Here is a 7,555-nt window from a genome sequence, read left to right as displayed (position 1 = left end):
CGGTTGGAATCAATTTCGAATTGACAATGCCAAGAATATCCAAATGGCGTTTAACTTTAATTTTTTGTATCGGTAAAGGGGTGTGCAGATGGCAATATCACATGACTACATCATCGTCCAAGATGAACAGGGCAAGTACGATGAGATTCTCACTGACCTGGACTATTCAAGCTTTGAGTATGATTATGAACAGAATTCATCCCGCACACTGCAATTCACCGTATACAAAACACCGCTAAACGAGTTTGCCTATAATTTGACGCAGAATGAATCCGTCGTAACGTTTCAAGGACAAGATTTTGTGGTTAAACAGGCTACTCAAACGCAGACTGGGTATGTGTGGAACAAACAAGTAACAGCCCAGCATGTCAGCTATGCTTTTCAAGATTGGACTGCCCAGACGGTTTCTCAAGGCAAGACTTGGCAACTGCAGGATGCCTTAGACTTCATTTGTCAGGGTAATGACCTGGGTTATACGCTGGACTTTCAAGGCAAATTTACGACCGTTAAATTGGATCAGCTGGGAACCAAGAGTGCCTTAGAAGATTTGCAGGATATTGTAACGGCTTTGCATGGCATTATGTTTGCTGATAACAAGCACATCACCATTTATGATGAAGATTCCTTTTACCAAAAAGTCGACAAGACCTTCCGTGAGGTTTATAACACTGAAGATGTTGAAATCGAGCAAGACACCAGCAATCTCAAGACTCGTGTTAAAGTGTTCGGCCCTAAGAAATCGACTAAAGACATCAATTATCAGCAAGTAAAGTGTAAAGACATGGTCTATTCGGGCGATTGGTCCAAGGATAAGTCCTATACCACCAGTAAAGGCGCGCGGGTACGTTACACGATCACAGCACAAAATGAAAATGATATTCTAACCGTCGATACGGAGAACTCTCAGTACGGCGGTATTTTTGATGTGTATCTTGATGATAAGAAGATTGATGCCATTTCAACTTACTCTGGTTCACCGGCGTCCGTAGATGTTTCGACAACGCTCTCTAAAGGGGACCATGAAGTAGAATTAGTATTTGCTGGGGACGACCCCAAGCACGTCATGAAAACGTTGCAGGATGCCCACAACAAAAAGACCTTAACTGATGCCGAAAATAGCGCAGATAAGGCCAAAAAACATGCTAAAAAAGATGATAAGATACCGGATTACGTTGGTAAGGCCAAAAAGGCAATTGCGAAAAGCAAAACTTGGGTGGCAAGAGGAACGGTTGGCGACAAGAATCATTATTTGCTGACCGTTAAGCTGAATCCCTTGAACGACAGTTACTACAAAGTCGTCGGAACTTACATTGATCCAATCGAAAAGAATTATGGCCACAGCTACTGGTTTAGCCCGTTGCATGATAACAGCGCTAAAACCGTAGATGACTTGATGAAATATGCTCAAAAGCAATTAGCTAGTAAGATTGTGCCAACCGTTACGATGACACTGAGCTATCGCGGTCAGGAAGATATTAACGAACGGGAAATGTGGGTGTTTGAAGAACCATCGATGGGCTATCACTCAATCGACGAACGCTTAATGACTCTCAACACGCATCACCCGTACTATTTCCAACCTGGCAGTGTTGGCTTTACTAACGATCGCAACAGTCTGGTTAAATTACAATCGCAATTATATTCAGAAATTAGAAGCACCCGTCAAAGCTTAACGGACGCGGTAGACCCAACATGGGGAACTAGTCCGTTGGTCGGGTACGGAGAAGTAGTAGGTGATACAAGTGGAAATTAGAACCTTAAAGGATCGTGATGGCTCTTCTTACTACCCGCAATCCCATGCCAAATCTACCACCGGATTAATGACCTTTATCCGCAGCTACATGGCTAATTATTACCCCAGTGCGTCGCGAGACGGCAATCCACGGGTAAAGGGTGATGATGGCAAGTGGTATCTATTGGGAGTTGATAAGGATGGTAAGTTATATGCCAGCCCGACTGATGACAGTTCAGATGATGAGGCTGACATGGATTATATCGATGACAAAGATTGAAGGTGAATAATATCAATAAAGCAGTAAAAGTATCAAGTGGGACCTACCTATCAAATAATTTAGATGCTGATGCTCGGACAACGCTTTTAAACGTCATTAATCGAAATTCACGTGGTATTAATGTTAACGCTGACGTACTTAACAACCTGATTGAGAACGCATTTGAACTAGAATCATATCAACTCTCCATCAAGCATTTAGACGGAAAGACCTACACCGAGTCAGTTGCGGATGCCTTTAAGTATTTGATTGGCGTTATTGACAACATCCCCGGTAAAGTAGACAACGCTGATATGCGGATGAGCATGGTCGCCATTGATGGTACACGGTTCGACACCTTACGTGCCAGACTAGAATACGACTTGAAATATTGTCTAGCTTTAGCCAATCCTGATCAAGATGGGTTGATGCCTAAGCAGGATGCACAACGTTTTGAACTAGATGCGTTTTTAGGGCGACCAGCGAAGGTCAAAGAGTTCAATATCACGCGACATATAGTTCACAGCAACGCTATTGTCCAAAGCTTCCAGTATTCACGGGGAACCGGCTACTGGTACACTTGTGCGCGAGTTGATAATGATAATTATGGCAATTTATTACATTTTCTCCAGTTTAAGGGTGATCAGCCAACTGGCGAATGGATGGATATCAATAACACTAATCATGGTTCGGCCTTCGAGGTTCAAACTGTTGGTGGTGTGGACCATATTTTAGTCGGCCTTAATAGAGTTGCTGGGAGTGATCCAGTAATGGCTGATATCACATGGGATCCTAAGAAGACAAAAGCTTGGGGCGACGCTGGTATTGAACTGGCTGGCGTGAATACAGGCAAAGAACAATATTTAGTTTTTGATGAAACTCAGAACCTCGTTGTGATTCGGACCACGGGAAATCATAACAATGATTTGATTCAGGTGTGGAATCATGATGAATGGATGCAAAACATTGGGCATGATGTCTATCAGTTCAATATTGATGGCAGCCAATATTACCCATGCCAAGGTTTTGACGCTGATAATGGTAAACTTTATTGGCATTCTGGTGATGACGCTAACTCTGATGAAAGGGTTAGCGTTTTTGATTACACCGGTAAAGTTTTGCTCAGCATTGATGAAACCAAGTACAACTTGATTGGTGATGATACGGCAGTGGGAAAAGCCGAACCAGAAGGCTTGTCGCTGGTCAGTGATGATGGTGGAAATCCCATGATTGCTTTTGGCCATGTATGCGGTCCTCAAGGCGCCCGGCGGTATATTCTGCATGCTTATAACTATGAGAGTTGGTTAGAAAAGTTAATTCAACAGGGCGGTTCGACATCTCACCAAGCAATTCATGTGCCGGTTTCACAGACTACGCTCAGTGAACTAGGCTCGGGCTGGTGGTATGCCACGGCTGACCAAATGCGGACAACAATTAATGACAAACCGCAAGATTACATCATCAGTAAAAGTGCTAAGACCTGGTACTATGCAGTGTTAATCGAGATTACCACAGCACCTAACGGCTATCGATATGAACATATGATTCAGTTGAGGCCAGATCACAAACGCATGGGTTGGAACCGGATTGAATATGCTGGTACTTGGCCGGGTTCAAGCACCCTAGGCTCACTGGGGCATGGTTGGGTGCCAGACAATGGTAAAGTCTTGCTTTGGTCAGGTGATGCCAGTGCTAAAGGTGAAAAAGGGACATTTTATAATCACGTCACACACTATGACACTTTCCTAATTGGCTATCAGAATACCTCGGCTTCTAGTCAAACTATAAATTATAAAGAATTTAAAGTAACGAAGCATGCTGATGGACGAATGGCAACCAGTACAGTACCAATTCACGATATCAACCTACCGCAGGCTTTAGGTACTCAAGGAAACAACTTTTATTGGCTTTATGAGTGTGATCTACACGTTGTGAGTGATCATTTTGAAGTATCAGCGAATCTGCGGATTTCGGATGCATCAGATTGGCATACGGCTATTCCAAATACAGTAATTGGCCAAACTGACGACAAAGGCGAAAAGTATAAAGGCATTGTGATTAAAGAAGTTTGGGGAGTGATCAAGAATGGCTGATGTAAAAGCTCAACCGGATTATGTTTTAGTTCCAAACCCTAGCGGCGGCTATACCAAGATGGACCGGGCGACTGCCAAAGATACTGGGCAAACCTTTGTAGAAGTTCCGTCTACTGGAACACCACGAAGCATGATCAATCCGGTCTACGATGCGACTGCGGGTACCTGGTCGGATACGGTGGCCACGCAGAAAGAATTGAGTGATTTAACTAACCAGGTTGCCAGTACCGATGATGTAGCGAACCAAGCTGCCTTAGCTTTGCAGGCATTAACACTGGCAGTTGCCGGTAAGGTGACATCGACACCATTAACTAACTGGGCGGATCGGATTAAGAGCTATCGTAGCCTAGCGGATCAAGGTGGGTGGACAGATGATCAGGTTGCCAATGCAGTTACAGTCAGCTGGATCACGGCCGACGATTACGCAGCAATCACTGGCAAGAGTTATGTCGCCCCCACAGAAGGAGATGGAACTAAATAATGGTTCAAAGTTTAGTTAAAGATATCATGGGCGTTATTGATATAACGCCAACTAATACAAGCGTCAACTGGCGGGGAAATACCTGGTTTACAGGTGATTTAAATACGGATGTCATGAAGTTGCAGGTGATTCGTAACGGTGCCCCCGTGATGCTGTCAGATAACACCACCAAAGCTATCATGCACATTATTTCCGCTAACAAAAATTACGACAACACCGTGACACTGGCGGTTTTAGATGCTGCTAACGGCATTGTGGGATACACCCTGACTAAAGAACGAAACTATCCCGGTGGTTTTACCTGCCAGGTAGCTCTCACCACTGATGAAACTAGTCAGCGAGCAATCACAACTAGTTTTAGCTTTACACTGAACATCGATACATTTAGCAATGTCAATGGTGACGATGTGGTCAAACTGTATTCGTCTTTCTGGGATATGTATGATGAAGTTTTAAACCTATATAACCAGATCAAAGACCAGCTCGATAATGACAGCGGGACGCTGGAGCAGATGCTGGATCAATATATTCAAAAATACTCTGACAAAATCGATACTTACAGTGACCAGCTGCAAGATACGATCAAAGATTATCAAACTTGGAAAACGCTGCTAGGCAATGAGCAGGACATTTGGGCAGCTTTAAATAGCCGGCCTACGTATGCCGAACTGAAACATCAAATCGGCAAGCTTTCAAGTGGGACACCTAAGTACTACCCATCAATTCAAGCGATTCAGGCCGCTTTCCCAAATGGCGATGATGGCATGTATCTGTCCGGTGCAGACAATCACGTCTACGGCTGGGACCGAACCACCAGCAAGTGGGTCGACTGCGGTATCTATCAAGGCAAAGCACTAGATATATATCCCAATGTTGGGATCGTTTCTTCTGGGACATTCACGATTGACCTGCTAAATAAGCATGTCGACTTGCGGGCCGGCACCTTGATTGAACGGGTGGGATTACCAGAAATCCACGTTTCTGCTAATTCAGGATTAGACCTGGCCAATATCGGCAACGGCGTTGATTACATCGTTTACGATGAGCCAACCAACGTTTTGACCGAAGTCAGTTCGATTGCCGAGTTAACTTCAACGGAAGTCGTTCTAAATGCTATTGCGGACGGACAGACCGTTTTTCCGTACAATCGACACACAACGGTGGTATTCAACAGTGCGGAGATGCTGGCACCAACCAATCGGGCAGCTAATATTGGCGATGCAATATACGTTGACTGGGATCAGCAAGCCATTTCAATCCCTAAGTCAACAATCATCGAAAGCACCGATAATCGTTTTTACACAGTGACCTCCAAAGATGAATTAACACTAGACTTCTCGGGATACAAAACTAAAGGTGTCGATTTCATGCTGATTTATGACACTTTAGGTAAGACCTTTAGCTTACAAGAAATCGCTAACCAAGACTATACAACCACTAACCAGGGCTTTTACAGCTCACAGCTGGTACTCGCAATCGTTAATGCTGCCGGGCTGAAGTTCATCGAGCATGGATCGAATATCGTGGTCAAACCATTTGGTGAATCCAAACAGGGAAATGCCACAATCTTGCAAGGCACTTTGACCATTGATTCAGCTAACAAAACGATCAACTTTAGCGATGATTTTATTTTAGGTATTCCACAAGCCGGCCGCTTTCAATTAGTAGACAGCAAAAGTAATTTAACCTATGAAGATAAAGCCACCGGTTCCAGTATCAATGCATTGTTCTATCATTTGACGCTGACCGAAAGAAGCTTTTATGTAGACGTTTATCCGCATGATCGCGACGATTTTCGCATCTTGACGTTCTGGAATGGTAAAGCCTTTGGTATTGATGATTTAGACCATGTGGTAGTTGACGGCGTCGGCAATGGTGGCCGTGGGACCACCGACTCTTCGACTAACTGGAGTTTGCAGGAATTGTCCACGCAGATGTATTCCAAAGATAAACCCGCCGTAAAGATTGCTAATTTAGGGGACTCGACGTATCAGATAACCGGGACTTCCAGCACTGATGGCCGTTGGTCTGATCTATTACAGCCAATTTTACAAGCTGAAACCGGTAATCCTAATATCACCGTAGTTAATGGTGGCTTCAGCGGGAAATCGATTCAATGGATCCACGACAACTTTAACGATTATTTTGGTACTGGCAAGCAGTTTGATGGCGTGCAGTTCGTCATTTTAGGCATGGGCCTCAACAATGCTACCCAGTTCTACAACTTGGATGTCATCAAAGGAATCACTCAAGATGTGATCCAAAAGATTCGGGCACTAGGCATGTCGGTTTGTTTAGCAACGACTCAAGCCAACAACCTAACGACTTTAAGCGATCGGCAGGAGTGGTATATGTATGCAGCTGAAAATGCCATGCGCAAAGAATTAGCCCATGATCTAAATTTGCAGTTACTGGATTTAAACGCTGCTACACAAGCTTTTCTACAGCATTCACACGTTAAAAATAGTGATATCACTTTTGACGGTCTCCACTTTGCACCGCGTGGACATCAATTTGAAGCTGATTGGTTTGAAGACCAATTGCTGACCCGGGCTATGACGATTACTGACGATTGCCAAGTCGACCCAACACTGCAAAATACCAAGTCAGATGCACCGCAGGAATGGGTGGTCGACAACCCCGACTTTACAGACGGGTTCAAGACTAAATTTCAGACGACTAAAAACACAGCTGACACGCTGATCTTAGATACTTTGATTATGAACATGAATACCACGCCGAAAGAATTAGTCGCCTATGCCGATGCCCCCAACGGTGCATATGTGCTGGTTAACGGTGTCAAATACCCTTTAAATAATGGTAAAACGGTCCTCTTGAGCTATGCAGAAATGGCAATGTATCACATTCAGATCATGTCTGGGACTAATGCCAGCATTGACCTTGAAGGCGTAAAGTTTGAAGCTTAGCGGGTGATAAAATGCACAAATTTATAGAAAATCTAAAAAACAATCCGTTTCATACCGTGATTG

5 protein-coding genes are annotated in these 7,555 nt (G+C 44.1%); all 5 read left to right on the top strand.

Features of this window, described 5'->3' with window-relative positions:
- The first annotated feature begins 88 nt into the window (after positions 1-88).
- The 5 genes from CES81_RS12730 to CES81_RS12710 are packed head-to-tail and all read left to right on the top strand — an operon-like array spanning position 89 to position 7,492.
- Positions 89-1,753, top strand: coding sequence for a phage tail protein (locus tag CES81_RS12730; protein WP_089122091.1), 1,665 nt, complete (start codon positions 89-91; stop codon positions 1,751-1,753).
- Positions 1,743-2,012: a hypothetical protein gene (locus tag CES81_RS12725; protein ID WP_089122090.1), complete on the top strand. Its 270-nt coding sequence runs from the start codon at positions 1,743-1,745 to the stop codon at positions 2,010-2,012. The genes CES81_RS12730 and CES81_RS12725 overlap by 11 nt, the downstream gene beginning before the upstream one ends.
- Before the next feature lie 2 nt (positions 2,013-2,014).
- Positions 2,015-4,084 (top strand): phage baseplate protein, encoded by a 2,070-nt coding sequence (locus CES81_RS12720; protein ID WP_369688608.1) that lies wholly within the window; start codon positions 2,015-2,017, stop codon positions 4,082-4,084.
- The gene (locus tag CES81_RS12715; RefSeq protein ID WP_089122088.1) at positions 4,077-4,565 is read left to right on the top strand and encodes an XkdX family protein; all 489 of its coding nucleotides are present in this window, start codon (positions 4,077-4,079) and stop codon (positions 4,563-4,565) included. The genes CES81_RS12720 and CES81_RS12715 overlap by 8 nt, the downstream gene beginning before the upstream one ends.
- On the top strand, positions 4,565-7,492 hold the full coding sequence (locus CES81_RS12710; RefSeq protein ID WP_089122087.1) for an SGNH/GDSL hydrolase family protein: 2,928 nt from the start codon (positions 4,565-4,567) through the stop codon (positions 7,490-7,492). The genes CES81_RS12715 and CES81_RS12710 overlap by 1 nt, the downstream gene beginning before the upstream one ends.
- Positions 7,493-7,555 lie beyond the last annotated feature (63 nt).

It is taken from the genome of Secundilactobacillus pentosiphilus, assembly GCF_002217985.1.
GTDB classification, from domain to species: domain Bacteria; phylum Bacillota; class Bacilli; order Lactobacillales; family Lactobacillaceae; genus Secundilactobacillus; species Secundilactobacillus pentosiphilus.
Note: the sequence above shows the minus strand (reverse complement) of the source record. Positions and strands in the feature narration are given on the sequence as shown.

Bases quoted from the DNA above. Each gene is read 5' to 3' on its own strand.
- CES81_RS12730 (WP_089122091.1), top strand. From the start codon at position 89: ATGGCAATATCACATGACTACATCATCGTCCAAGATGAACAGGGCAAG.
- CES81_RS12715 (WP_089122088.1), top strand. From the start codon at position 4,077: ATGGCTGATGTAAAAGCTCAACCGGATTATGTTTTAGTTCCAAACCCT.
- CES81_RS12710 (WP_089122087.1), top strand. From the start codon at position 4,565: ATGGTTCAAAGTTTAGTTAAAGATATCATGGGCGTTATTGATATAACG.